This window comes from Geminocystis sp. NIES-3709 (assembly GCF_001548115.1).
Classification (GTDB): Bacteria; Cyanobacteriota; Cyanobacteriia; order Cyanobacteriales; family Cyanobacteriaceae; genus Geminocystis.
The window spans coordinates 1,649,959-1,673,592 of record NZ_AP014821.1 but is presented as its reverse complement, the minus strand read 5'-3'; the positions used below and the strand labels follow the sequence as shown (position 1 = coordinate 1,673,592).

The 23,634-nt window shown below is 31.3% G+C and carries 27 protein-coding genes; 8 read left to right on the top strand and 19 right to left on the bottom strand.

The features are described 5' to 3' along the window. The first annotated feature begins 33 nt into the window (after positions 1 to 33). The 5 genes from GM3709_RS21870 to GM3709_RS07155 all read left to right on the top strand — a co-directional run bounded on the left by GM3709_RS21870 (position 34) and on the right by GM3709_RS07155 (position 2,369). A complete protein-coding gene (locus GM3709_RS21870) occupies positions 34 to 327 on the top strand; it encodes a DUF6972 family protein (RefSeq protein WP_066117830.1) in 294 nt (97 codons plus the stop codon). Between the two features lie 74 nt (positions 328 to 401). After that, positions 402 to 602, top strand: coding sequence for a hypothetical protein (locus tag GM3709_RS07170; RefSeq protein ID WP_231937632.1), 201 nt, complete (start codon positions 402 to 404; stop codon positions 600 to 602). Then, positions 589 to 1,647 (top strand): hypothetical protein, encoded by a 1,059-nt coding sequence (locus GM3709_RS07165; RefSeq protein WP_231937631.1) that lies wholly within the window; start codon positions 589 to 591, stop codon positions 1,645 to 1,647. The genes GM3709_RS07170 and GM3709_RS07165 overlap by 14 nt, the downstream gene beginning before the upstream one ends. Before the next feature lie 39 nt (positions 1,648 to 1,686). Further along, on the top strand, positions 1,687 to 2,073 hold the full coding sequence (locus GM3709_RS20990; RefSeq protein ID WP_066117824.1) for a hypothetical protein: 387 nt from the start codon (positions 1,687 to 1,689) through the stop codon (positions 2,071 to 2,073). Between the two features lie 17 nt (positions 2,074 to 2,090). Further along, positions 2,091 to 2,369, top strand: a complete 279-nt coding sequence (locus GM3709_RS07155; RefSeq protein WP_144439417.1) for a hypothetical protein — start codon at positions 2,091 to 2,093, stop codon at positions 2,367 to 2,369. A 161-nt stretch (positions 2,370 to 2,530) separates the two neighbouring features. Here GM3709_RS07155 and GM3709_RS07150 read toward each other — a convergent pair whose 3' ends face one another. The 9 genes from GM3709_RS07150 to GM3709_RS07110 form a co-directional block, all read right to left on the bottom strand. After that, entirely contained in the window at positions 2,531 to 3,007 is a 477-nt protein-coding gene (locus tag GM3709_RS07150) for a CRR6 family NdhI maturation factor (protein ID WP_066117818.1), read from the bottom strand. A gap of 52 nt (positions 3,008 to 3,059) precedes the next feature. Continuing rightward, entirely contained in the window at positions 3,060 to 3,743 is a 684-nt protein-coding gene (locus tag GM3709_RS07145; protein WP_066117816.1) for a GUN4 domain-containing protein, read from the bottom strand. A gap of 452 nt (positions 3,744 to 4,195) precedes the next feature. Beyond that, positions 4,196 to 4,879 (bottom strand): type 1 glutamine amidotransferase domain-containing protein, encoded by a 684-nt coding sequence (locus GM3709_RS07140; protein ID WP_066117812.1) that lies wholly within the window; start codon positions 4,877 to 4,879, stop codon positions 4,196 to 4,198. Between the two features lie 12 nt (positions 4,880 to 4,891). Then, complete coding sequence (locus GM3709_RS07135) at positions 4,892 to 5,659, bottom strand: TIGR00297 family protein (RefSeq protein ID WP_066117810.1); 768 nt, start codon at positions 5,657 to 5,659, stop codon at positions 4,892 to 4,894. A 301-nt stretch (positions 5,660 to 5,960) separates the two neighbouring features. Then, on the bottom strand, positions 5,961 to 6,506 hold the full coding sequence (gene cysC, locus GM3709_RS07130) for an adenylyl-sulfate kinase (protein WP_066117809.1): 546 nt from the start codon (positions 6,504 to 6,506) through the stop codon (positions 5,961 to 5,963). A gap of 394 nt (positions 6,507 to 6,900) precedes the next feature. Beyond that, on the bottom strand, positions 6,901 to 7,059 hold the full coding sequence (locus tag GM3709_RS20670) for a hypothetical protein (RefSeq protein ID WP_173645705.1): 159 nt from the start codon (positions 7,057 to 7,059) through the stop codon (positions 6,901 to 6,903). Positions 7,060 to 7,177: 118 nt separating this feature from the next. Further along, on the bottom strand, positions 7,178 to 8,314 hold the full coding sequence (locus GM3709_RS07120) for a cysteine desulfurase family protein (RefSeq protein WP_066117802.1): 1,137 nt from the start codon (positions 8,312 to 8,314) through the stop codon (positions 7,178 to 7,180). A gap of 555 nt (positions 8,315 to 8,869) precedes the next feature. Continuing rightward, complete coding sequence (locus GM3709_RS07115) at positions 8,870 to 8,980, bottom strand: PetM family cytochrome b6-f complex subunit 7 (RefSeq protein ID WP_066117799.1); 111 nt, start codon at positions 8,978 to 8,980, stop codon at positions 8,870 to 8,872. A 176-nt stretch (positions 8,981 to 9,156) separates the two neighbouring features. Continuing rightward, positions 9,157 to 9,849 carry an MBL fold metallo-hydrolase gene (locus tag GM3709_RS07110; protein ID WP_066117797.1) on the bottom strand — a complete coding sequence of 231 codons (693 nt, stop codon included), beginning with the start codon at positions 9,847 to 9,849 and terminating at the stop codon, positions 9,157 to 9,159. Between the two features lie 133 nt (positions 9,850 to 9,982). Between GM3709_RS07110 and GM3709_RS07105 the strand changes: the two genes are divergently transcribed. Further along, positions 9,983 to 11,479: a site-2 protease family protein gene (locus GM3709_RS07105; RefSeq protein WP_066117794.1), complete on the top strand. Its 1,497-nt coding sequence runs from the start codon at positions 9,983 to 9,985 to the stop codon at positions 11,477 to 11,479. A 183-nt stretch (positions 11,480 to 11,662) separates the two neighbouring features. On the opposite strand, the gene GM3709_RS07100 is transcribed toward GM3709_RS07105, so the two are convergent. The 7 genes from GM3709_RS07100 to menD all read right to left on the bottom strand — a co-directional run bounded on the left by GM3709_RS07100 (position 11,663) and on the right by menD (position 19,844). Then, positions 11,663 to 13,495: a penicillin-binding protein 2 gene (locus GM3709_RS07100; RefSeq protein WP_066117789.1), complete on the bottom strand. Its 1,833-nt coding sequence runs from the start codon at positions 13,493 to 13,495 to the stop codon at positions 11,663 to 11,665. Positions 13,496 to 13,501: 6 nt separating this feature from the next. After that, a complete protein-coding gene (locus GM3709_RS07095) occupies positions 13,502 to 14,041 on the bottom strand; it encodes a hypothetical protein (protein WP_066117786.1) in 540 nt (179 codons plus the stop codon). A 223-nt stretch (positions 14,042 to 14,264) separates the two neighbouring features. Then, complete coding sequence (gene pth, locus GM3709_RS07090) at positions 14,265 to 14,876, bottom strand: aminoacyl-tRNA hydrolase (RefSeq protein ID WP_066117782.1); 612 nt, start codon at positions 14,874 to 14,876, stop codon at positions 14,265 to 14,267. A 332-nt stretch (positions 14,877 to 15,208) separates the two neighbouring features. After that, positions 15,209 to 16,075, bottom strand: coding sequence for a hypothetical protein (locus GM3709_RS07085; RefSeq protein WP_066117778.1), 867 nt, complete (start codon positions 16,073 to 16,075; stop codon positions 15,209 to 15,211). A gap of 123 nt (positions 16,076 to 16,198) precedes the next feature. Continuing rightward, positions 16,199 to 16,858, bottom strand: a complete 660-nt coding sequence (tsf, locus tag GM3709_RS07080) for a translation elongation factor Ts (protein ID WP_066117775.1) — start codon at positions 16,856 to 16,858, stop codon at positions 16,199 to 16,201. Positions 16,859 to 17,079: 221 nt separating this feature from the next. Beyond that, positions 17,080 to 17,886 carry a 30S ribosomal protein S2 gene (rpsB, locus tag GM3709_RS07075; protein WP_066117773.1) on the bottom strand — a complete coding sequence of 269 codons (807 nt, stop codon included), beginning with the start codon at positions 17,884 to 17,886 and terminating at the stop codon, positions 17,080 to 17,082. Positions 17,887 to 18,092: 206 nt separating this feature from the next. Continuing rightward, positions 18,093 to 19,844, bottom strand: coding sequence for a 2-succinyl-5-enolpyruvyl-6-hydroxy-3-cyclohexene-1-carboxylic-acid synthase (menD, locus tag GM3709_RS07070; RefSeq protein WP_066117770.1), 1,752 nt, complete (start codon positions 19,842 to 19,844; stop codon positions 18,093 to 18,095). A gap of 52 nt (positions 19,845 to 19,896) precedes the next feature. Here menD and GM3709_RS07065 point away from each other — a divergent pair, with 52 nt between their 5' ends. Both GM3709_RS07065 and GM3709_RS07060 read left to right on the top strand, forming a co-directional pair. After that, entirely contained in the window at positions 19,897 to 20,190 is a 294-nt protein-coding gene (locus GM3709_RS07065) for a hypothetical protein (RefSeq protein WP_066117767.1), read from the top strand. Positions 20,191 to 20,202: 12 nt separating this feature from the next. Then, complete coding sequence (locus GM3709_RS07060; protein ID WP_066117765.1) at positions 20,203 to 20,838, top strand: class I SAM-dependent methyltransferase; 636 nt, start codon at positions 20,203 to 20,205, stop codon at positions 20,836 to 20,838. 19 nt (positions 20,839 to 20,857) lie between these two features. On the opposite strand, the gene GM3709_RS07055 is transcribed toward GM3709_RS07060, so the two are convergent. The 3 genes from GM3709_RS07055 to GM3709_RS07045 all read right to left on the bottom strand — a co-directional run bounded on the left by GM3709_RS07055 (position 20,858) and on the right by GM3709_RS07045 (position 23,232). Continuing rightward, positions 20,858 to 21,307: a hypothetical protein gene (locus GM3709_RS07055; RefSeq protein ID WP_066117762.1), complete on the bottom strand. Its 450-nt coding sequence runs from the start codon at positions 21,305 to 21,307 to the stop codon at positions 20,858 to 20,860. Between the two features lie 51 nt (positions 21,308 to 21,358). Then, positions 21,359 to 22,507, bottom strand: a complete 1,149-nt coding sequence (locus GM3709_RS07050) for a MotA/TolQ/ExbB proton channel family protein (protein ID WP_082712958.1) — start codon at positions 22,505 to 22,507, stop codon at positions 21,359 to 21,361. A 128-nt stretch (positions 22,508 to 22,635) separates the two neighbouring features. Further along, positions 22,636 to 23,232 carry a TetR/AcrR family transcriptional regulator gene (locus tag GM3709_RS07045; protein WP_066117759.1) on the bottom strand — a complete coding sequence of 199 codons (597 nt, stop codon included), beginning with the start codon at positions 23,230 to 23,232 and terminating at the stop codon, positions 22,636 to 22,638. Positions 23,233 to 23,634: the final 402 nt, after the last annotated feature.

Genomic DNA, 23,634 nt, shown 5'->3' with positions numbered 1-23,634 from the left:
GCCAAAATTTAATATGACTGGTATTCAGAAAAAATAGTAAAAGATTCTCGTGAAAGTTTATTCGCAAAACATATTAATGGTACTCCACAAGTAAAAAGATTACTCAAAAAAGAAGGTAAAGCTCATGTTTTTAATGATTTAGAAATAATGGAAAGAGTGATAAAAGCTATCATAGAAAAAGGTGAACAAACAGGCATTGAGGATCAGAATGATTATTATGAAAGATATGGACTTTATTTTTCTCAACTCATAGGCTATCAAATTAGAAACGATGATACAAAAATTCTTCTTTATTATGCTGAAATAAAAATTATTAAAAATTATTAAAGAAACAAATATTTATCATGTTATCCCAAGAATAAAACCCCGTAATATTAAATAATAATTGGCAATTTGTCGAGTTGTGGATTGATACAATTATTTTCCCACCTCGAATTTTAATGTTAATAGGAGATAATGAAGGAAAGTATCAAGTTTATGATCCTGCACAACAGTATAAATCAATATTTTCTAGTAATAATTATGAGGATATTAATTCGTGGTTATTAGAGGATGAATATCAAAAAGTAGATGGTAAAATTGTAGCTAATGAGTTTATGTAATAAACAGGATGAGTTAACTATGATTTTTATTATTCCGATCATTATTGGGGCATTGGCATTAGTTACTGGTGGTGTTGGGGTTGCCGCAGGTGCTGATGGTTTATCAAAAATGGATGATGCAAAGCGAATTGGTGAAAATGCTAAAAAGAAATATGAAAATAAAAAGCAAAAAACAGAAATAATAATTGAAGAAACAAACAACTTAGCAAAAGAATATGGAGAAACTCAAATTGAAATTCATTTAAGAACAGTTAAGAGATTTATTGATTTCATTGAAAGAATTGGTCAGAATGCTTCTCTAAGTGATTTGAAATTTTTGGAGGGATTCGATGGATTTTCTCCTGAAACGCTACAGGAATATAAATTAGAGGTTTTAAAAGCTGAAAAAATAGCTACAGGTGGAGCTACGGCAATAGGAGCCGGATATGCGACAGGGCAAGGGGCTATTGCATTAGCAGGATTATTTGGCACTGCGAGTACAGGCACAGCCATTGGCGGATTAAGTGGTGCGGCGGCTTGGAATGCGACTTTAGCATGGTTAGGAGGAGGCTCTCTTGCTAGTGGTGGTGGTGGTATGGCTTTAGGTAGTGTAATGTTAGGCGGAATTGCAGTAGCACCTGCTCTCATGGTGACAGGTTTTATATTGGGAGGACAAGGAGAAAAAACCTTAACAAACGCAATCGAATATCAAGCAAAAGTTAATGTTGAAGTAGAAAGATTAGATTCTTTAGACAATTTTTTAGCACAAGTGCAAACAAGAATTAAAGAATTAGAAAACCTTGTTAATAACTTGAATCAATTAGCTATAGAGAATTTATCAAAATTAGAATCAACAATTTTTGTTTCTGATGGTTTTTTGACTCGCTCTGAAAATATAAATTTGGAAAAAGTAAATTTTATTCCTGAAAGAGATGCCCCACAGTTTCAAAAAGTATATTTTTTAATAAAAGCCCTTGTAGAGATTTTAAAAACACCTGTTTTAGACAGCCAAGGAAATCTCAATGAAGCGACTTTCAACATAAAAGAAAAATATTGTAACCTATAAAAAATAGTAATTTGTATATCGATAAAATGGTCAAAATTTATGAATAAATTTCAAGGATTCCCAAATGCTAATTTAGTTTTTGATGAAATGATAGAAGTAATTAAAGAATATTTAAAAACAAGAGAAATAGAAGAAACAAAAAGGGTAGAAATAAAGGCAATAGAAAATATTACTATTCAAGAAATAAAGGCAAAACGTGAAATTTTAATAAAGTATTTAGAATTGTCTTTTGATGAACGATCGAATAACTTTAAACGACTATTTGACACCGTTGATTCTGCTATATCATCTCACGATAATCAAGTTCTAGCTTTAACATTACATTCTATTATTGAATTGGCAAAATCAAGCCCTTTTAAAGATCTTGTTAATTTATCTAATGTTCAATTGGCACTAAAGGATAGTGATCATATTTGGGAGTTATAATAATAAAAAAAACGGGTGTGAATGATGGTAACAGGGTTGATGAGTTGCGTTATCTGTTGTTAGTTTCTCAAGTGGAGTTAGTAAGGGATGAATCGGCTTTAAGTGTTAGTCAATATTTCGGTGATATTCAGTTTGAGGAGAGAGATTTAAAGGTTGCTGTGATTAATGCTGATGGTCATAAGTGCGATCAAGCAATGCGACTTTGTGATCGATGCTGGAATTATTCTACCACAGTGGGAACTTTTAGCGATGAACCGTTGATTTACGATCGAGCAATGCGACTTTGCGATCGATGAAAAGAAGCCTTAGAAGGTAATTTCTATAGGTTAAGATGAAAAAATAAAACTAGGATTAAAATAGTTAAATTTCTCCATTTTTACTTATAAACATTGTTATTTTTATCAGAAAATTAATTACTATTTATATAGTAATAAAGTTAAAAATTTTTTTGTATATTTTAGTTGAGAAGGGAGAAAAAACTATCATCTAAATCATAACCAAAAATTTGAGCCATCGCTTTTAAACGAGAATTTCCAGTAATATTATTTTGGGTTAACCAACTATGAAGAATAAAAGTTTTTTGCATCACAAAAATATCTAAAGCCTCTTGATTATATTGTATTCCCTCACTACGGTTAAATTGATGAGGTACAAGCATAGCAGTATATCTAGCTAACTCTCCCTCTCGCCAATTAAGACAAAAAGGCAACCAAGGATAACAACTATCTAACGCAATAAACCAAAGTCTTACTTCTGGAATTTCTGATATCTCACGAGGATCATTTTCTTCTCTAGGATAATCAAGATTGAAAATTAATTGTTGCTCTAAACTCAAAATTTCTTGGCGTTTTTCTAAGTCTTCAATAATCATTTTTACAGGGGATAAATCTAATGTACTGATCTGACTTTGGTTAATAAAAATGTTAATACTCATGGAAAAGTTAATAGTTAATAGTGGATTATGAATAATTTTCCATTCCTAATTTTCAATTATTCCATACAGGATGAGAAAATAAAGCGTTAATTACTCTTACGCCTCGTAGTTGATTTGACAGAGGTAAATGTCCATTAGGTGCGCTCAAATCCCAGATAAATTCTTGTGGATATTTTGTCCATTTGTTACCGGATTTCCATTTTAATTGAGTCCATAATTGGTTATAATCTTTTCCTAATGACAGCCACATTTGACGCTGAATTTTATAGCCAAATTTGCCTTCGGAATATACTTGCCAAAGTAAATCGATAGTGGTTAAATCAGTGACAGGAAATTTTTCTACTTCCGTAAAATAAACCCATTTTCTTTTTATGGCAGTTTCTCCTGCTAATTCACATAATTTTTCCCTTGTTAATATATCTGCTTCTTGATATTTTTGTTCAATTAATAATCTTTGGAGTTCGCTATAATCAATATTTTTTTCAGACAATAATGTAACAATTCCTTTGGAAAAATAAAGATTTAAAAACTTCTTATTTTCTTCGGTGTTATTATTTTTTAATACTTGATAGATTTTTCCTGTTATGGGATTTACTTGATCTTTATTATTAAATAAAAAGTCTCTTAAAATTTGATAACCGTCTTCTCCTTGATCAATTAATTCACCAATTAAAGGTATTTTATTTTTATCAGGTATTTGGTTCAATTTATCTTTTAAAATTAATAAATCATTCATCTTTTTGTTGTAACAAGTTATTATAGTTTTTAAATATAGCGATGCTATTTGAATGGTAAAATTCCTGAGATAATATTTTCTCTTTTATAGACACTATCTTTATTTATACCACTTAGAAGACATCTTAAACTCATCTGTTTCAGCTTTTAATGTTGACAAAAGCAAAAGTCAAGATCTGGAAAGAAGAATATTTATAGATAAATTGCTACCATAAAGTTTTAAACGCTTCATTAGATAAGCAATACTTTCATAATTTATTTACATGATATGCTAGTTACTATATTGTAGTATTAATTAGTTAAATGTATGATTTATTGATATACAAAATAGGTCTAAATGGGGATAATTAATTAATCAATCAAATATATACTGAACATTTATGGCTTTTGTCAAAGACCTGATAGCACATTAATGATTATCTAACCATTGTAATCGATCGATGTGTTTAAAAATTATTTTTGTTGCAACAAAGTAATTAATAAATCGGCCACTTTACCGCCTGATGCCGGATTTTGTCCTGTGATAATTCTTTTATCTTCTATGGCAAAAACAGCCCAAGGTTCAGATGCCTTTTCATAAATTGCACCTCTGGCAATTAATTCCGTTTCCGTTAAAAATGGAACAATATGATCTAATTCTACTTGTTTTTCTTCTTCGTTAGAAAATCCTGTTATCTTTTTATCTTTAATGAGTAATTGTCCATCTGACAATGTAATATTCAACAATCCTACAGCACCATGACACACAGAGGAAATATATCCCCCTTGTTCATAAATTTGACGACTAATTAACTGTAAAGCCTGATTATCGGGAAAGTCCCAAATAACTCCATGACCGCCTGTATAATAAATAGCAATATAATCATCAGGATTAACTTGATCTGGTGTGAAGGTATTACCTAGACGATTCATAAATTCTTTTTTCTGATACCATTCCCAATCAATAGCTTCTGCTAAAGCTAAACTGTGAGGATCGATCGAAATGTAGCCACCCAAAGGACTAACATAATCTATCTCATATCCGGCGGACTCCATTTTTTTGACAAAATGAACTGCTTCCCCTAACCATAATCCTGTTGCACGATTTAAGTTCGGATATTTTGAGACACTGGTTAAAACTACTAATACTTTTTTCATGGTTTATATTTTTTATAAAATAAAATTAAAGAGATAGATATAACTAAATAATACGGCGATCGAAGCCCCAATTAAAGTATTTAAAATATTAACTATTTCATTAGTTAACCAATTAAATTTAGTTTGCAAAGTTGCCCCAATTACACTCTCTAAATTTGTGGCAATAAAAGCAGATATTAAACAAATAATCACTCCCACAAAATCAATCATGTTAATTTGCCATGCTAATACGGCGATCGCAATACTAGCCATCATACCTGCTAAAGTACCCTCAAGACTAACAGCACCTTCTGTACCTCTGGGTACAGGTTTAAAGTTAGTAATGAGAAAAGTGCGTTTTCCATAGGCTTTACCAATTTCACTAGCACAAGTATCTGATAATTTAGTGGCAAAACTAGCCACATAACCGATTAAACAAAAGGATTGCCAAGGTGGAGAGAGAAAAACATAACCTAAAGAGCAAATAGTCGCAATTAAGGCACTACCCCAAACATTTTCTGGCCCTCTTTGCCCAGATCTTTTTTCTGCAATACCTTCTGCTTCTTTTTGTTTTATTCCTACCTTAGTAATTCCTGAACCTACTAAGAAATAAAACATCACGATGATATAACCTTGCCATTGTAAACTCCCCCATACAATCACCCCTAAAACCCAAGCATTAAGATAACCCATAACAGTTAACAATTTTTTGGGAGAAATTAATGCAATAATGATAAGAATACTATTAATAATAATGGCAATAATCCAAGAATTAGAGGAATCAAAATTAAGATTTACCATAAAAGAATTAATAAAAAATGGGGAATTAAAAATTAATAACTAATAATAAAAACTTGAAACTTAATAACTTATTAATTGAGAGTTTAAATTTAACCTAATACCCTTTCCTATATCCAACACCTTTTTTAAAAAATGATTTATTCCACTGTGGGTTATCTTTTGCTGTACTTTTACTTAATTTAGATATATCTGTGAGCTTATTACTTATTACTTTATTTATCTTTCTTATGTTCTCTATTTAACCCAATACCTAATGCCTAATACCTACTCCTCATAAAAAGACTTTTTCCGCACCGCCTAATTAAACAGTGGCTGGTTGAGGTAAATAACCCAGTTTTCCCAAACCTTGTAATACTTTATTGACGCTTTCGTCTAATTCTTCTAAATCAGTACGACACTCAATTTCAGGATTTAGGGGAACTTCATAGGGATCGCTGATACCTGTAAACAATTTAATTTCACCCGATCGAGCTTTTTTATATAAGCCTTTGACATCTCTATCTTCACATACTGCTAAAGGAGCATTTACAAAAACTTCAACAAAATTACCAATTTTGCCTCTGACTTCATCTCTAATATCACGATAAGGAGAAATGGCAGAGACAATAACCATAACTCCATTGCGAGTCAATAAATGAGAAACAAAACCAATACGGCGAATATTTTCATCTCTGTCTTCTTTACTAAAGCCTAAGCCTTTGGTTAAGTTTGTACGAACTATATCTCCATCTAATACTTCAACTTTGTAACCTTGTTCTCTTAATTGTTTCTCCACTTGTTGACTGATGGTAGTTTTACCAGCACCACTAAGTCCTGTAAACCAAATTGTTACGCCTTTTTGTTCCATTATTTTTACTATATAATTAATTATTGGATTTGGATTTTAGAATCGATCGCATTAGGACGATCGTAATTAGTTGATTAAAACCGTTTATATCCCTAAAGTATTTTACAACCATCGGTGAATAGTGAATAGTGAATAAATAGTAGGTTTTAGGTATTGGGAATTAGGTATTAGGTTAAATAATGAAAAATCAAGGCTTTGAGGCTTTATAAATACATATATCAATAATATAATTTTAAAGAAAATAAGGTCAAAAACCTAACACTTTTGATACCATTCTCTCGATAAAGTGTTTCTGTATTTTTTATTAATATGAGAATTGAGTTCTTGATTTATAAGTACTTCTCCTAACTCCTCTCTCCTACCCTCACCAAAAAACTTTTTCAGCACTGCCGAATTAATAATCGCTATCCGCCACGCATATCCCTTTACATTTAATACCATTAGTAGCGGTGCGTTTACAATGATTACAAAGAATCGGATTATCCGTCATTTCTTGACTAGATTCACTATTTTTGATGCTATTATTCTTATCGGTTTCTACGAAAAAAGTCATGATATTTGCAGTTCGATTATTTTTAATAAATCAATAAGTTATTATATTTTCAATATTTGTGAGGTATATTTCCTCGTTTTACCTAACATCTAAAAATTAATACAAGTAGCTAAAAATATTATAGATTTTGACTTAAGTACAATATAGCTAATTTTAAGTCTTCTTTAGTGGTATGTCGATCGAAACTAAAGCGAATACCTTTTAATGCTTCCGTTTCCGAGTAACCCATTGCTAATAAAATAGGAGAAGGTAAAGACTTTCCACTGTTACAAGCCGAACCTGCACTTATTGCTACTCCTTGTGAACTCAAATATCTTACAATTTTTCTCCCTGTAATATCTGGAGAGGGATGATTAATAATAAAACTGGCATGGTGAGGTAAACGAGAATATTTATCGCCAGTAAGCATCAGATAAGGACATTGAGATAAAATTAAATCAATAAAGTAGTCTCTTAATTCCGTTAATCTCAGCGCTTCTGATTCTATTTCTTTTTGTGCTAAACTAGCGGCCAATCCTAATGAAACGATCGATGGTAGAGCTTGTGTTCCACTGCGTAAACTATTTTCTTGTCCTCCCCCGTGAAAAAGAGGATTTAATGATATTCCTTTTCTTAAATATAATGCGCCTGCTCCCTGAATACTGTAAAATTTATGACCAGAAAGGGATAATAAATCAACCTCTAAATCTTCTACATCCACTGGTAAACGTCCTACCATTTGTACTGCATCGCTGTGAAATAAGGCTTTGCTATAGTTTTTAGTTATTTCTACTAATTTTTTGATAGGTTGGATTGTGCCAACTTCACTTTGCCCATAGATAATAGAGACTAAAACAGTATTAGTCTGCAAAGCATTTTTTAAATCTTCAGGGTTAACTTTACCTTCTCTATTCACCGGTAATCTTGTTACTTGCCAACCTTTTTTTTCAAGAAAATATACCGGACGTTCGATCGCAGAATGCTCCACACTAGAGATAATGATATGTTGAGGATCATTATAATTAGATGTGATACCAAAAATCGCTAAATTATCAGCTTCTGTGCCTCCCGAAGTAAAGATAATATTATCAGGAGAAGATGCGTTAAGTAGATCTGAAATTTGCCATCTAGCTTTTTCTAAAATCACTGCTGCTCTTTCCCCCCAGCCATGTAAACTAGAAGGATTACCCCAATCTTCCGTTAAAATTTTTGTGACTAATTCGATCACTTCTGGACGAGGTGCAGTGGTTGCACTAGAATCAAGATAGATGGACATTTTTTCACAGTTGATAATTGACAGTGGCTCGATGTTAAACAATATTAATATTGTACCTTATCGTTCTTTACATCAGTTTTGAGTCGAATGAATCAAAATAGGCAATTAATCCTAGTAATATAGTGTGTTCTAAAGATTCTAATTATATACTAGATAACGAGTTGATTAGGACGTTTTGAGATTCCTCTCTATGCTCGAAATGACAACTATAGATTGTGAGAATATCTTAACTAACCCGTTTATTACTATAGTTTATCAAAATGAAAAACCCTGTAACTTTTTTAAAAGCATATTCCTATCAAAATCTTTCCATGAAAGAAAAAACCTCTCACTTTTAGGCAGAGAGAGGAGTGGTTAACTGTTGTTTTTCAACTAAATAAGTTTTTTGAGTAACTTTAAAATTTATCTAGAGTAAAAGATTTCAGTATCATAATAAAAATGAACAAAAATAGAAGTTTTAGATAAAAAAGTTTTTTACTAAATCCTAAAAATGTTATTAATTTTGACTATTGATATTAATTTTGACAAAATTTTCTAATCTTTACCAAAAGTTAATTACTTAGCTTCACCCGTAAGTTTTAATAATAAAAAACCCCAAGCTAAACCAATTAACACTACGGAAAAACAAATAATTGCACCGTTAAATAACATACTTTCAGCCGTCATGAATTTATCCCCTTTATTATTTAATAAACTATTAGTACTTTCGAGTTGTATATTTTAGTTCAAAATAATGAACAATAAATGATTATAACAAAAATGGGTAATAAATTGTTGATTATAACCTTCAAGAACCTTCTCAATTCTGAAGATAATTTATCCCGCCATATTCATCACTTTTGTTAGTGTAATTCTACCGAAATCTTTAAAGAAGAATAGGCTCGATCGATAAAACCTTTACCTCTTAAGTATCCCGTATTTGCACCCGGACAGATATAATTTAATGTATTCTCAGAAAATCGATCGAGTAATAAATTAACACTACGCAACTGTCTTCGCCAATGAAAGGTTTTTTTCAACTTTAAAGCAGTAATCCCTTCTTTTGTGGGTAATAAATGCCGTCCACTAAACAAAACCCCACCATAACCACCATAATATAAACAAGAAGATCCGGGAGAATATCCTGAAGTCCAAATTAATTCGCAATCATCGTAAATGAGATAATTTTGTGAAAAGGTAATAGGGTTTAAATTGGGTAATAAATACCCTTCTTGTTCTTGAATTAGTAAATCACAATGGAGATCATTTTGAATAGATCGAACATATTTACTAATGCCATCTCGATGGGTGAAAAATAGATATTTTACGCCCCCATTTTCAAGACAAAAATCTCGATTAACTTCATGCCATGAAGGACAATCAATTAAAATATTTCCTTTAGGATGAATGAGTAGGTAAGAAGTACCTCCTAAAGTATCTCGGTTCGGAGAAAAAGCAAAAATATTGTCTAAAATTAGTTTAGGGGATTTATAAATATTACTCCTTTGATTCGTTTCTGGAGGTTTTTTTTCAGTAAAATTAATATTAAGGTTCATCTGACAATTTAGTAGTGATTTATTTCTTTTAAATTCGATCAATTAACTTCAATTTCGCCCTTATATATCTACCTAAATCCTTTAAACTCGATCGATATAAGATAACAGACAGCTATATTATTATAAATTAAACATGGAATTAATTATTCTTTTTCTCTTTCTCAGTACCCTTAGTTACATAGTAATTAAAAGAAATATCGCCAAAATAACGAAAACCCCCACTTGGTTACTATGGTTAGCTTTAATGATTCCGCCTTTAATTTGGGTGGGATGGTATCTGACTAATCCGAAAAATTCCATGCCTAGTATTTTAGTCTTTTTGCCTTTGATTCTCTCGCCTATACTTTATATTTGGCTAATTGAAATTGGTAAAATATCTCCAAAATCTGCTGATTTAGAATCATCTTCTCAAACTCCAGAATTACAAAAAACCGAAAATCCACCTTCTGATTCTTCTAAAAATAATACCCCGATTCCTCCCATTAATTCTCAAGAAGAAAAAGCCTTAAGAGATTGTTTTCCTTGGGGAGTCTATTATCTACAAAAAATCGATTATCTACCTCAAGCAATTCTTTGTTTAGGGAAATTAATGACAGCACCTGAAAAAGCCTATCCGACTATCAAAAATAACTTAGAAAAAGTTTTTGACGATCGATTTTTGATAATCTTCCAAGAAACCTTACAAGGGCAACCTTTTTTTGCTTTAGTACCTAATCCTCACTCTACAACGGCAAAAACACAATTACCTCAAGAAAAATTAACTCGCCCCGGTATAGCCTTAACTTTATTAATATTAACTTTATTTACCACCACAATTATAGGTGCAGAAATTGCAGGAGTAGAAGTAACAGACTTAGAAACAGATCCATCTTTAATTTTACAAGGATTACCTTATAGTTTATGCTTAATAGCCATTTTGGGGATTCATGAATTGAGTCATTATCTTTTTGCCGTTTACTACCGCATTAAGACAACTTTACCCTATTTCATCCCTATTCCTTTCTTTTTAGGTACTTTTGGGGCGTTTATTTCTATCAAATCCCCCATGCCTAACCGTAAAGCAGTGTTTGATGTGGCGATCGCAGGTCCTTTAGGGGGGTTTTTAGTTACTATACCAGTTCTAATTTGGGGTTTGGGATATTCTCATGTGGTAGCCATGCCGGATCAAATTAATATGCTCAACTTTGAAGCACTAGATCCTCGTTTTTCGTTTTTATTGGCTGTTTTAAGTAAATTAGTTATGGGAAGCCAATTAGTGGCAAATAAAGCCATTTCCTTGCATCCTGCCGCCGTTGCCGGTTATATAGGATTAATTATAACTGCGTTGAATCTAATGCCCGTAGGACAATTAGACGGCGGACACATAGTTCATGCTATGTTTGGACAAGGAAAAGCTCTTATAATTGGTCAAATAACCCGTGTTTTAGTGATCATGTTAGCCCTAGTTCGAGGAGAGTTTTTATTATGGGCGATTATTTTAATATTTATGCCTGTAACAGATCAACCAGCATTAAATGATGTCACAGAGTTAGATAATGGTAGGGATTTCTTAGGTTTATTCGCCTTAATTTTGCTCATTCTCATTTTATTACCTCTTCCCTCCACCGTTGCACAATGGCTTAATCTATAAGTTTTGTAAGCATTATATCACCAAGGGTGAATTATCAAATTATCAGGAAAGAGAAGGAATAGGGAAAAGTAATAATAATTGATTCAAAACTATAGCAAATGGATTTATTTATTGATTAAATTTAATACCTATGATTGGTACAAATTTTGCCTGATTTTTACAAGAAGTCTAATAATTATAGAATTAAAGTTTTTTGTCTTTTTTCAAACCAATGGGATAAGAAGGGGGAATACCTTTAATACGAATGATTGCATTCATTACCTCTTTGACAATAGGGGCGGCCACTGTTGAACCATAAGTATTTGCTCCTTGAGGTTCATCAACTACTGCTAATATTACATAATTGGGATCATTTGTCGGTAAAATAGAGATAAAACTGGTGATTTTTGCATTAGCTTGGTATCTACCTCTACCATCATGTTTTTGAGCCGTGCCTGTTTTCCCGCCGATGTGATAACCGTCTATTTGAGCGGCGGCACCTGTACCGTTGGCAACGACAGACTCCATCATTTTGAGAACACTATTGGCAGAACTTTCAGAAAATAGTTGTTTTGTCTCTAATTTAGGGATGGATTCTAATTCCCCGTTGGTATTTGCTAATCCTTCGATGACATGGGGTGTCACTAATTTACCTCCGTTAGCGATCGCAGCGTGTAATTGAACTAATTTGAGAGGAGTCAAAGACAATCCTTGTCCAAAAGCAGAAACCGCAGGTTCAATATCTCTGGCGGTGAAAATTTCCTTAGGTTTGAGATACCCTGTCGCCTCAAAAGGTAAATCTAAGCCCATCAACCGATCTATTCCCAATTCTTGCAATCTTTTATAGTATTGAGATCGGTTAAGTTTTTTGATTATATGAATCATTGCCGTATTACTAGAAACTTCCATTGCCTTAGTAACGCTTACCCAACCTTTTCCACTTTTCGAGGCATTGGCAATAGGCCAACCATCAATTACAGTACTTGCCGCATCTAAAACTATTGATTGATCATTAATGACTCCTTCATCAAGAGCGATCGCCACATTTACTGGTTTAAAAGTAGATCCAGGTTCGTAACTATCAGTAACAGACCAGTTTTTATATAAAGAAAAGTCGTAAAGAGAGTATTTATTTGGGTTGTAGGTGGGTTCACAGGCTAAAGCGACGATCGCACCAGTATGAACATCCATGACAATAACCGCACCTCTTTTAGCATTAAACTTTTTGATTTGATTTTTTAGGGCATCTCTTGTCGCTCTTTGTAATCTTAAATCAAGAGTTAATTTTAATTGCAGATCATCTAATTCCACGATGCCTTGGGGTAAAGATGCAGGAATAATTGCACCTTGTCCATCTTTTTTGACTTTCAGAAAAGAAGTCATTTGTACTGTAGAGAGATCTCTTTCTAAGAGTTTTTCTTGACTATATTCTACTCCTGCTTGACCTGCATGGTCTGTATCGACATAGCCAATTATATCTGCAATCAATTCTCCTTGAGGATAAAAACGGGCATAACGTCGTTCGAGATCAATTCCTTCTATATTTAGTTCTTTAATTTTATTACCTTGATCTTCGGTAATAGTTTTTCCTAATAAAACCCCAGAATCCTTACTATTTAATAATTTTAAAATTTCATTTTGATCTCGATCGGTCAGTATATTTGCTATTTTTTCTGCTACTACATTTTTATCTTCTAATAACATGATGGGGTGAACATATACTGTATAAACCACCTTGTCTAAAGCAACCACACTTCCCCGACTATCAATTACCGATCGACGGGGAATATAAGGACGAAAATTATAAGTTTGCTGTTGTTTAGCCTGTGTTGCTAAATCATCACCTTCTTTGATTTGTAACTGATATAGTCGCCAGATTAAACTCGACGCACCGAAAACTAAGACCAACCAAATGATCAACAATCGCACTAAGGTGTCCACATTTAAGGGACTAAATGAAGATTTTTGGGAAGGAGACTTATTAAACCAACTTTTTTGAGAAGAAGATTTATTTGAATCTAGTTTAAAGACATTCATCTTTGATTAGTAAGCAATGGGGGAAATTTTCTCGATCTGCTTTGGTTCAGAAGAAGGAGACGTTTCTAATTGTATCGGTTTTGGAGTCGTATCTGGTAAAAAAATCGGTGGTTGAGAAGAATCGGGATTTACTAAACCTGAGCCAGACTGTTTAGCTGATTCTGCCAATTGATTTTTAATTATTTCATCTGTAAAACTAAACTGACGTTCTTGTTTTTGCAGATCTTGCAACTCATGATATTTAGTTGTCCATAATTTGGGAGCATAAACTGTTATTCCATACATCACAAAAGCTATCACTACACTTAAGTAACATAATGCAGAAGAACCATGACCCAATATCATAAGACTTTTGAGCCAGAAAGGTTGATTTTGTTTCTGACTATGGGGTATTTTCTCAAGAGGACGTGAATTGATAACAGTTCGGCTTGGATATTTCCGATGAACAGATTTCTGCCTTGATCTCAAATTACGATCGGAAAAAGACTGTTTCTTTTCAACTTCAACGTTACTTTGTCTGCGAGGCGGAGAATCTTGGACTAACATACAGATAATGTGAATTAGATAGAGACTAACTAATATTAACAAATATAATAAAAATAGTTAGTTTTTTTTGGGGAAAATTTTAAAACACCTAAAAAATGATTAACTTTAGTCTTCGATCGATTTGTCACCATAGATGATAAATAATAAGTATTCTTGATAAGAATTGATATTTTCTTTATTTCAGTCGATTTTTATTTAAACGATGTCTTTTTAACTTTATTGACTATAAGTCTATTGAAATAAATTTTTGATTATAAAGGCTCATAGCTTTTTCGACACCATCTTTTAAACAGACATTAATAGCATCGTGGGTTAATATTTTTAATTGATCAATTACTTTAGTTTCTGTGGTGGAAAACTTACCCAAAACATGACCAATAGTTTCTTCTTTTCCCTCTGATTTACCGATACCGATGCGAAAACGGGGGAATTTTTGCCCTCCCACATGAGAAATAATCGATTTCATCCCATTATGTCCTCCTGCTGAACCAGATAGCCTTAATCTAATTCTCCCGAAAGGTAAATCCATGTCATCATACACCACTAAAATTGAGTCTGCGGTTAATTTATACCAGTCTAACACGGCTCTTACAGATTGCCCCGATCGATTCATATAAGTTAAAGGTTTTACTAACCTAATTTTACGACGATTTGGTGCTATTCCTTCACAAATTAGAGCATTAAATTTAGTATTTTTTTGCCAAATAAAACCCCATTTTAGTGCTAAATAATCTACTATTTCAAAACCAATATTATGACGAGTTCGATCGTACTTTTGTTCAGGGTTTCCCAAGCCAATGATAACATCTGGAATAACTATATTTTTTTCATTCATTGAAATTTACCTTAGTTCGATGTCTTAAACTTTAATTAATAACTGTTTAGGGGTGTTAATAAGAGACAATTTGTAAAAAATAAAAGGGGCTCTCCTACAGTAGTTACGACAAATTAATAGAAAATAATTAATATAAACTTTGATAGCTATAGCTTTGACTCTTTTAAAAATGCAATTATTATAAATTAACAGTTTGAATTTAACCTAATACCTGCTACCTGATACCTGACACCTTTTTTTAGACATAATTTATCATATTCAAAGTAGAAGAGCCATAAAAGGTATTAAATTTAATAAATAATTAAAGTAAATAAATTACTAATTGCTAATTATTATTCATTCCAACTACTACGCCATGCTGATTCTGCTTGGGCGATCGAGTACTTTTGTTTTTTCTGTTGATACTCATTATCAAGATCATCTAATTTTCTAAGAATATTATTAATTTTTTGTCGAATTAAATTTAAACTAGGATCATTAAATTCTATTTCTGTTAATCTTAGACAAATAGCCACGATAGGAGTTATATCAACATTATTATCAGATTTATCCTCTCTTTCAATTAATAAACTCAAGAGGTTGGGCGCACCACTTACAATGGAAGTATTTTCCTCTGCTTGTAATGCCATTTCCAAAATTTTACTCGGTATTTTGTTTGGTAAAATATGAGCATCTTGTAAATATTTATTTGTTTGATGAGAAATATTGGTTAAACATTCTTCTAAACAATCTTCAATATCTAATTGAAACTTAATTAAATCGTGAGGGTTTAACTCTTCCTCCTTAGCTAAATTATTTTCACTATTTTGAGCTATTTCTAAATCTACTAAGTTATTATCTTTTGATATTTGTTCTACAGAAAAAATACTAATAATATGATTATAAAAATCTTGAATAACCTGATTATTACCTACCTCGATCGATTGAAAAGCATTAAATAAATTATCTTTAAATGTATTTTCTAATCCCTTTATTCTTCCTTGTAAATCATACCTTTTCTGATAACTCAAATTTAAAAAAGCATCAGGATACTTTTGCGTACAAATCTGATAAGTTGCTAGGGTTAATTGACGCTTAACAACAACGCTTAAACTCTCCAAATAATCTCGATATAAACCCTGTAAATTAATAGCTAAATCTTTAATTTTTTCACTTAAAATGGTCAAATCATTGCGTAACTGTTTGATTGACTTACTCATTCTTATTGATAATTTGAAAGGTAATAATTTGAGTTTTGATGAAGAAAAGAAATGAATGATAGGAGAAAACTAGGAAGTTAGAAGACTATAAAAAATTATTTTCTCCTAATTCCTAATTTTTAATTATTTTAACCCTGCTTGTGCCGCTACTTCTTCCGCAAAATTGGTTTCTTCTTTTTCGATGCCTTCCCCTAAAACAAAACGGGTAAAACGACGTACTTGGATATTTTCACCAATTTTAGCCACTTGTTGAGTAATTAATTCTTCCACGGTAATACCTTGATCACGAATATAGGGCTGACTGAGTAAACACATTTCCCCTAAACGTTTTTGGATTCTACCCTCAACAATTTTCTCTTTGATATTAGCAGGTTTATTGCCTAAGTCATCTCTACCCATTTCAATTTCTTTTTCTTTGACAACGATGTCTTGAGGAATATCCGCAATTTTAATATATTCGACATTAGGACAAGCCGCAATCTGCATAGCGATATTTTTCGCTAAGGCTTGGAAATCTTCACGACGGGCAACAAAATCAGTTTCGCAGTTAACTTCTACGATAACACCGATTCTACCACCAGTATGAATATAACTTTCCACAATACCTTCAGCAGCTACTCTACCGGCTTTTTTCTCGGCAGAGGTGATACCTTTTTGACGTAACCATTCAATGGATTTTGCAATGTCACCATCATTTTCCACGAGGGCTTTTTTGCAATCCATCATTCCTGCGTTAGTCTTATCTCTAAGTTCTTTTACTAATTTAGCTGTAATTTCTGCCATAATACTTATATTTTAATAAAATTATCTTCAATAATCATTACATGAATTGAACCGAATACTAACTTGAGTTAGGAAATGGAGTTAGGAGAGATTTGTTAATCAATAACCCACCGTATAATAAATTACACGGGTATCGTTATAACGTTCAATAAATTGAACTTTTTTATTCGTTGTTAATTATTTATTAATTCTCCATTGTCCATTTCCTATTTCCTAATTATTTACTCTTCTTCGCCACTATCACCATCTTCGTCATATTCTTCATCTTCGTAATCTTCATCGTAGTCAGGTTCACCACTAGCTAAAGATTCTTCAAATTCGTCGAATCTGCCTTCTGCAACAGCCTTACCATAACGCCCTTCATAAATAGCATCAGCTAATTTACCAATAATTAGTTTAATCGATCGAATTGCGTCATCATTAGCAGGAATAGGAAAATCTACTAATTCGGGATTACAGTTAGTATCTAACATTGATACAACAGGTAAGTTAAGTTTTTCACACTCTTTGATCGCATTATGTTCTCTGCGAATGTCAATAATTACCACAATATCAGGAACACGACGCATATCTTTGATACCGCCAAGATATTTTTGTAGTTTACTCAACTCACGACGTAAAACAGAGGCTTCTTTTTTTGGCCTTCTGTCTAAAGCGCCACTTTCTTCTAATTCTTCTAAATCTTTAAGACGTGCGACTCTGGACTTAATCGTTTCCCAGTTAGTTAGCATACCACCTAACCAACGTTGATTAATATAGAATGCACCACAACGAGTGGCTTCTTGGGCTATGATACCCGCCGCTTGACGTTTAGTACCAACAAAAAGAACTTTTTTGCCACTTTCGGCCGCTTTTTTGACATAGTTGTAGGCTTCATCCATTAATTGTGCGGTTTGCACTAAATCAATGATGTGTACCCCATTTCTAGCGGTGTAGATGTAGGGTGCCATTTTAGGATTCCAACGACGAGTCTGATGGCCAAAGTGTACACCAGAATCTAATAGTTCTTTTAAAGTAACTACTGACATTTATTATTCTCCTTTATTTTCGGGTTTATCCTCCATCCGGGTTAGTTCTATTTCTGAATTTAGAAACACCCGACATCCCAGATGTGCGAATTTTGACAACTTTACTAGCTTATCATAAGATCAAATTTTTTTCTACTCTCCACAAAATCTCTTGAAAAGAAAGTATTTTTTTGTATTGTTAAAGTATATCATCTAATTTTAAATTATCAATCTAATTTTAAACTTAGATAATTAAGATTTTCTTTTAACCATAATGTATCATTTTTTCGATTAGTTTTGATTTCCCAAATATTGATGCCTTTTGTCGGTAAATTTGTTAATAGTTTTTGTAATTGTTGCCAATTACTTATTAGTTTATAATCTATATTATAGGTTTGAGTTAAGTTAGAGAAATCTACTAATTGAGGGGTAGCAAAATACTTTTCAAAGAGGTTATTATTGTCAGCGATCGGTAACATTTCAAAAATTCCACCACCATTATTATTGACCAAAATAATTGTTAAACTTCCCTCAAAATATTGATTGATTAAAAACCCATTAGTATCATGCAAAAGAGCTAAATCTCCTGTTAATAAAATGGTAGGTTTATTTTGATAAGCAATACCTAAAGCACTGGACAAAGTACCATCAATTCCATTTGTACCACGATTAAAATAAATTTGTCTTTGAAGATTGTTTTTTTGCCAAAAGAATTCTGCATATCTCACCGACATACTATTAGCAATGAAAATAGGAGTTTTTAATGGAAGATATTTTGATAACATCCATGATATTTTTGCTTCAAATATTTCATCATTTCTTTCCATAATATTATTAATTTTAAGGGTTATTTTTTCATCGATCGAAATCCATTTATTGATATAATCTGAGACTTTTTTCTCTGTCTGTACAGTAAAATGTTGAATAATATTTTCTGGATTAATTCTGATGTGAATAGAATTACTATGCAGCGCATCTAAATTATCATCATGAGAAGTAAGAATATAGGTTGTAATTTTGTGTTTGTTTAACCATTCTCTTAAAATTTTACTCGTAGGATATTCACCAAATAAAATAACAATCTCAGGGATTAATTGACGTGCATATTCAGAATTTCTTAAAATAGCATCATAGTTAATAATTAAATGGTTATTATTTTGATTATTATTTCTTATCGGAGATAAAGCCTCTCCTAAAATAGGAAAGTTTAATATATTTGATAACAGCTCGATCGACTGGCAGTATAATAAAGAATTATCCGAAGAATCAACACCTGCAATAATAATGCCTTTATTGTATTTTTGCCAACGTTTGATATGGTCATTTAGATCTAGATTATAGTGAGAAAAACTATGATTATTAAAGATAAAATTATTAAATAATTGTTGATAAATAAAACTTTGATTTTCTTGACTAATATTTAATTCACAAACAGGAGCAAGAGGTTCTCTAAATGGTATATTAATATGAACAACTCCCCTAGACGAAAAATAAGATTTTTCCCATCCATAGATAATGTTTTGCCTTAAATAAAATAATCTATCTAAATCGAGAGAAGGTAAGGATAATTCTGTATGCCAATTAGGATAATTACCATATAAATTAACTTGATTTATAGTTTGTCCAGCATGACAATTTCTTAATTCAGGAGGTCGATCGGCGGTTAAAATAATTAAAGGTATATTACTATATTTAGCCTCGATAATTGCTGGATAAAAATTAGCTCCAGCCGTGCCAGAAGTGCAAACTAAGACAGTAGGATAATTATTTTTTTTCGTTAATCCTAAAGCAAAAAAACCGGCAGATCTTTCATCTAAAATTGGGATGGTATTAATGAGAGAATTTTGAGCAAATGCAAGAGTTAAAGGAGTCGATCGAGAACCTGGACTAATAACAGCATTTTTTAAGCCTAATTTAGCTAAAGTTTCTACTATTACAGAACTCCAAATAGTGTTAATATTACGAAAATCTAAAAACATTTTATAAAAAAATTAGAGTTTATTAAAAATAATATTGAAAAAAAAAGTTAATATGAAAGCTATTATAAAAGATAACATTCTTTACATCAAAAAAGAAGACTTACCTCAATATCAAAAAGGAAAATCTATTGTCAGAAATAACTATTTTTGGGCATTAAAATCTATTAGTGATTATGCACCAATAAATGGTGATTGGGAATTTAGTATGGAAGTTTGGATTGCCTTAAATCGAATGTTATTATTTTTCACCAATTCTGGATATTTAGGTTATCGAGAAACCATGTTAGAATTTAGCGATGACACCCTAATTCCAGATATTTTACGATCGAGTTCCACCAAATTATAAAATAAAATTGTTATGGCAACATTTCTGCGTCCTCTAAGTTATAAATATCAATGGTTATACGATACTATTGCCAAATTGGCAGCAATTCCCGTTGGTGGTGAAACAAAATTTCGACAACTAGCACTTCAAAATTTACAAATTACCTCCAATACTAAAATACTAGATTTATGTTGTGGAGCAGGACAAACTACCAAATTTTTAGTCGCCTATTCTCAACAAGTTACAGGATTAGATATATCAAGTATTGCCCTCGAAAAAGCAAAAAAAAATGTTCCTCAAGCAAAATTTGTAGAAGGATTCGCACAAAAAATGCCGTTTTCTGACAATTATTTTGATATTGTTCATAGTAGCGTCGCTTTACATGAGATGACGACAGCAGAGTTAGAGGAGATTTTTCAAGAAGCCTATCGAGTCTTAAAACCTCAAGGTATTTTTACCTTCATTGACTTACATAAACCACAAAATTTATTATTTATACCCGGATTAACTTTATTTATGTGGTTATTTGAAACAGAAACGGCATGGCAATTATTAAAAACTGATTTAGCAAATAAACTTTCTGATACCGGTTTTTCTATCCTAAAAAATCAATTTTATGCTGGAGGAAGTTTACAAGTTATTCAATCAAAAAAACTTAAAAAAAACTGAGAATTAGACAACTAATTTTTTATTCTATTTTTAATGTCCAACCTTCTTCTATTGGTTCATAGCCAATGTCAATTTCTTCTTTTTCAATTAAATCTCTTACTTGTTGAAAAACATCTATTCCAGTGGGTCTAACAGCTACTATAACATACTCTTTATCTTTCTTATTTTTAATTTCTTTGATAAAATTAGAAAATTTTGTACTTTTATTTAGTTCATTTTTAGAAACAAATTCTTTACTTGGATAAATGACGATTCCATCTTCTTTACATTCAATATAACGAGGTTGTTTTTTCTGATTTACTCCTCCGCCTTCACTTTTAGCAATAATTGTTACTTCTGGATTGTTGTTTAAACTTTCGGTACTAATAACAATAATTAATAAAATTAAACTGCCAATAGTACAAGCTAGAATTGATAAAAAAGGAAATAATTCTAATTCTATTCTATTCGATTTTGATCGTCTTCTCATTTTTTTTCGCTAATAAATTATAAAACTAAAAAATTTAATTATCATCATTTTTTATTTGAAAATCAGAGATAAAAGTATAACTAAAGCAAAGAAAACAAGAGAAAGTATATAGTATTTTGTTAATTTATCAAAATCATTTCTTCGAGATAAATTACCATCTTTTAAAATTATTTGATTTGTTTCTTTAATACTATCAATTAATTCTACTTGTTTAGTTTGAATTTCTTTTAATTGATTAATAAATTCAGTCATTAACTTTTTTGCTGCTTCTTTAGCATAAATTTCAGCTGGGTTAATTAAATCTTGAGGAGTAGGTAAAGCATCTCTTATGGGCTGAATGAGCTCTTCTTTTGTAGGTAATTTATTATCAATGGCATCATTAATATTTTTTATTAAAGTATCAGTATTTAATATGGATTGTTGAGGGTGATTATTCTCTATTAAACGAGGTAAAATATGATCATTAATATAAATTTCTGTTGCCAATAATAACTGTGATTCCATTCTCTCTATTAATACTAAAGGAATCATTACCATAACGCTTAAAAAAAGTGCTAATAAAGTAGTGTCAAAAGCAATCGCCAACCCAGTAGTTACAGTAGTAATACCTTCTTTAATTTGTTCTATTTCGGCGGAGTTGTCAAGAAAACCATTAAAACCATTGACAGCCTGACTAATACCTAATACTGTACCAATAAATCCTAACAGGGGAATTGCCCAAACTAAAATTCTTGGCAGGGCGTAGGAAGATTCGGAAGAACTAAGATAAAATGAACTATCATCTAAAGCTAATTCCGTGACAATTTTGCGACTTCCTGAGAGAATATAAGCATTTAAAATTCTGCTTAATCTACCTGTAATCATGCTATAATTTCGAGCAAAATCTTCGTGGAGATATTGTAATTGCTTAGATTTATGATTTTCAAAAGAAATTTTTTCTGGAATTCCTATATTTTTTAAAATGTTTTTTTCTTTAGTAATTATCAGATATTTATTAATAGTAATTATTACTACGATAGAAGCAAAAAATATCGCTAAATGTTGAGTAAAACCTCTTTGATATAATAAGATTCCTATATAAGATTCTTGAAAGGGTAAAAGAAGAAGATAAATAATAATTGTTGATATTAACCCTCCAATCAAAACAGTAATCAAGTTAATGTCTAATTCTTGACGATTATTACTTTTAAATTGAACCATAATATAATGTGGATATTTTTTACTTAATTTTTTATTTTACAACTTATAATGACATAAAAAATCCTAGTTGAAAATAAAATATAATTGCAAGGCAATCTTTACTATTTTAATAAATAAGTATTAATAAATTATTCAGTATTAGTGATCATTTTAATCAAATTATTGATGATTCTTTCGGATTTTATCGGAATTACTTTTTTTCCTTGTAATGTTTCTTGAGTTAAAATATGATGGATTAAAGTATTAACAAAAATATGGGCGATCGCTTCAGAATCTGCTAAGTTTAAATCAGCACAATCATCAAAATATTTAATCAAAATATTCATAGCAGGTTTAGCCACATTTTCCAAAAATAATTCTCCTAATTCTGGATAGGTTTTAGCTGAAGTAACGATAACATGAACAAAAGCCAAATATTGTGGATCATTAACCTCATTAACAATTCTTTCTGCTAATTCTTTTAAAACAATTTCAGGCTTTCCTTCTAAGGATTTTGACCAAACTAACTGAAATTTTTTAGTTGTCACTTCATAAATTAAAGCCTTAAATAATCCCTCTTTATCTCCAAAATGAGTATATAAAGTTTGCTTAGAAACTCCAGCAGTTTGAGCAATTTTGTCCATACTTGTGCCTAAATAACCATAAGTTAAAAACTCAGATAATGCACCTTGTAAAATTTGTTCTATTTTAGCTTCCGTTTTTTGTTGATGATAAGTTAAAGTCATTTTTATTTTTCAATAAATAAAAAAATTAGTATTCAAAAAATTAATTCTTCAAAATGGGAAATATTAAAAGTAATTGGTTATTTTAACAAAAAAGACATCAAATGAAAATGTAAAATTTCTAATTTATAAGAGGTTAGAAATGATTAATAGCAATCAGTAGAAAAGTTTCGCAAAGCATTTTTTATACCTTTTGATAATCTTTGTGTCACAACTCAAATAGTATGACAATAAATTTAATGTTAGTAAAAATTGATGACACTCTTATTTGCTATTTGTTGCTTCTTGCTTCTTGCCTATTGCCTACACCCAACATTCTACTTAGATGCGCCTGAGCTTAACATATGTACCATAACTTGTAAGTATATACATACTATATTGAAAAAATATCTCTCATCGTTTTTT